General features: G+C 44.1%; 3 protein-coding genes. All 3 read right to left on the bottom strand.

What is annotated here, in order from left to right:
- Positions 1-30: 30 nt before the first annotated feature.
- Complete coding sequence (locus AC1DPZ_RS24585; protein WP_477408429.1) at positions 31-1,071, bottom strand: PfkB family carbohydrate kinase; 1,041 nt, start codon at positions 1,069-1,071, stop codon at positions 31-33.
- A complete protein-coding gene (uxaC, locus tag AC1DPZ_RS24580; protein ID WP_477408427.1) occupies positions 1,068-2,480 on the bottom strand; it encodes a glucuronate isomerase in 1,413 nt (470 codons plus the stop codon). The genes AC1DPZ_RS24585 and uxaC overlap by 4 nt, the downstream gene beginning before the upstream one ends.
- A 9-nt stretch (positions 2,481-2,489) precedes the next feature.
- A partial coding sequence (uxuA, locus tag AC1DPZ_RS24575; RefSeq protein WP_477408425.1) for a mannonate dehydratase occupies positions 2,490-3,091 on the bottom strand: 602 nt, incomplete at its 5' end.

Below are 3,091 nucleotides of genomic sequence, written 5' to 3'. Positions count from 1 at the left end.
GTATAGCGTCAAGCACTATTTCTTTTTTGCTCATGATTTAATGGCTTTAGTAATTTCTTCAACTGTTTTATTGGTGGCATCGCCCTCAATAAATAGTTTGGTGTATGCGGCAGCGGTTGCAAACTCCAGGGTTTGTTTCGGATCAAGATTAGTATAAAATCCATAGATCAATCCTGACATAAAACAGTCGCCGCTGCCTACTTTGTCAACTACCTTATCGGTATCGTACTGGTTTGAATTGTATAGCTTGCCACCGGTATACAAAGCGGTATAATAATTAATTCCCTCGCCCGCATCAAAGCGGAAGGTATTGGCAACAGCCGTGCATTTAGGATATTGTGCCATGATGCTTTCTGATGTTTGCAGGGCCTCTTTCAGGTAAATACTTTTTTGTCCCGATTCATGAATATCCGGTGCGATTGGTATGCCCAGCATCATTTCGGCAGCCCATATATTGCCCATTATCAGATCTGCATATTTTACAAGCCTGGGCATAATATCTATTGGATTTTTACCGTATTTCCAAAGTCTTGAGCGGTAATTCAAATCAACGGATATGGTAATATTTTTAGCTGATGCGGCTTCCAGTACTTCAAGACATACATCTGCCACATCCTGGCTTATAGCTGGGCATATCGCGCTAAAATGAAACCAGCTTACACCATCCAAAGCTTCATCCCAATTAACCTGCCCTGGTTTTAATGACGCAAATGCTGAACCAGCTCTATCGTATATCAGCGCATTATTCTTGATATCCTTGCCACGGGTTAAGTAATAAAGACCTATCCTATCGCCATGCATGTATACTGGTGAAGTATCGACCTTCTTTTCCTGCAAATAACCGATGATCTGTGACGACATGGCATTATCCGGCAAAGCCGAAAAATATGCCGATGGCAGATCCCATAAAGCTAAAGCGGTAGCCACATTCAACTCGGCGCCGCCAACAAAAAACGGAAGCTGGTTATCATTAAGCCATTCGCCGCCGGCATCGGGGCAGATCCTTAGTAGCAGCTCACCAAATGAAAGTATTTTGCCCTTCGGAGATTTTATTTCAAGCGGCTGGCTCATTTTGACAGATCGAATTTAAAGTAGTTCTTAGCGTTGTAGTAACAGATATCCTGGATGACCTTGCCTGTCCATTTGATATCATTTGGTAGCTCGCCACTTTCAATATCATCCCCAAACAAGTTGCAAACCAACCTGCGGAAATACTCGTGCCGCGGGAAAGACAGGAAGCTGCGAGAATCTGTAAGCATACCCACCATCCGGCTGATAAGGCCAATGTTGGATAAGGCGTTCAGTTGTTTGGTCATGCCATCCTTCTGATCCAGGAACCACCATGCCGAGCCAAACTGCACCTTCCCGGCAACAGAGCCATCGTTAAAGTTGCCCGTCATAGAGGCCATTAGCTCGTTATCCGCAGGGTTTAGATTATATAGTATGGTTTTGGTGAGTTGATTGGTAGTATCCAAACGGTTCAGGAACTTAGACAACGCCCTCCCCTGCGAAAAATCGCCGATTGAATCCCAGCCTGTATCCGGGCCAAGCTCACTTAAACCACGTGCGTTATTATTGCGCAAAGCGCCCAAATGCAACTGCATTACCCAACCCTTTTCATGATTCCAAAGGGCAAACTGATGTAACATGGCCGATTTGAATTTCAGGATCTCATCAGCCTTTAATACCTGCGCGCTTCTTATCTTTAAATATATTGCCGCAATTTCTGTGTCGGTATAGTCCTCTGCATAAACCTGTTCCAGCCCATGGTCGGATAAGCGGCAGCCATTTTTGGCAAAATAGTCATGGCGGCTTTTAAGGGCCGTTAAGTACGTTTCTATACTATCAATGGTAATGTTTGTGATGGTTTGCAGCTTATCAATGTAGCTATTTAATCCAATCAGGTCATCAGCATTCATGGCTTTATCGGGCCTAAAAGTTGGTAATACCTGCACTTCATAGCCACTGGCTTTGATCTGTTGATGATACAACAAATCATCCGAAGGATCATCCGTAGTACATATTACCTCCACATTTTTACTTTTGATAATGTTGCGAACGCTGTAATCAGCTGATTGTAGTTTTTTGTTGCATTCACTGTATATGTCAACAGCTGTTTCCGTTGACAGCAGCTCCTTTATATCAAAATAACGTTGTAACTCCAGGTGTGTCCAATGGTAAAGCGGGTTGCGCAAGGTATACGGAACTGTAGCGGCCCACTGTTCAAATTTCTCCTGATCGGTTTTATTTCCGGTGATATAATCCTCGTTAACACCATTTGCACGCATGGCGCGCCATTTATAATGATCGCCGTTAAGCCAAACCTTCGTGATATTCTCAAAATTGATATCTGCGGCTATCTGATCGGGCGGTAAATGGCTGTGGTAATCTATAATTGGTAAATCGGCAGCGTATTCATGGTATAAGCGCTGTGCTGTTTTTGTATTTAGCAAAAAGTCCTGATCTAAAAAACTCTTCATTGTATAAATTTATGCCTTATCAAGTAAAGACCGTTTAACACCCATTTCCAACCCCCGTAATTCGGCAAGGCCCTTTAAACGGCCAATTGCAGAATATCCATGATAGGTTTTATAATTAAAATCATCCAGCAGTTTATGTCCATGATCGGGGCGCATTGGTATGGCAATATCATCACGACCGTCCTTTTCCCTCTTTTGCTGCTCCAGTACAATGTTCTTCATCACTGCATACATATCTGTGCTGCCACCCAAATGCTCAGCCTCGTAAAAGCTGCCATCGGCCTCGCGCTGTACATTGCGCAGGTGCAGGAAATGGATATGCTCCCCTAACCTTTCTACAATACCGGGCAGGTCATTATCTTCCCTTGCTCCCAGGGAGCCACTGCAAAAAGTTAAGCCATTACTTGGCGACGGGCAAAAGTTCACAACATCTGCCAGGTCCTGTTCGGTGGAGACTACCCTTGGTAAACCTAATATCGGGAAAGGTGGATCATCCGGGTGGATGCACATTTTGACACCAGCCTTTTCTGCAGCCGGGATAATCCCCCGTAAAAAGTAAGCCAGGTTTTCCTTTAATCCTGCGGCATCAACATCGGCATAACGTCTTAAAG

The organism is Mucilaginibacter sp. P4_G9 (assembly GCF_056400985.1).
The sequence above is the reverse complement of the archived record's forward strand: the minus strand, read 5'-3'. Positions and strand labels throughout refer to the sequence as shown.

What these genes read in the sequence shown, in the direction of transcription:
- AC1DPZ_RS24585 (WP_477408429.1), bottom strand. Translation starts at nt 1,071, where the DNA reads ATGAGCCAGCCGCTTGAAATAAAATCTCCGAAGGGCAAAATACTTTCA.
- uxaC (WP_477408427.1), bottom strand. Translation starts at nt 2,480, where the DNA reads ATGAAGAGTTTTTTAGATCAGGACTTTTTGCTAAATACAAAAACAGCA.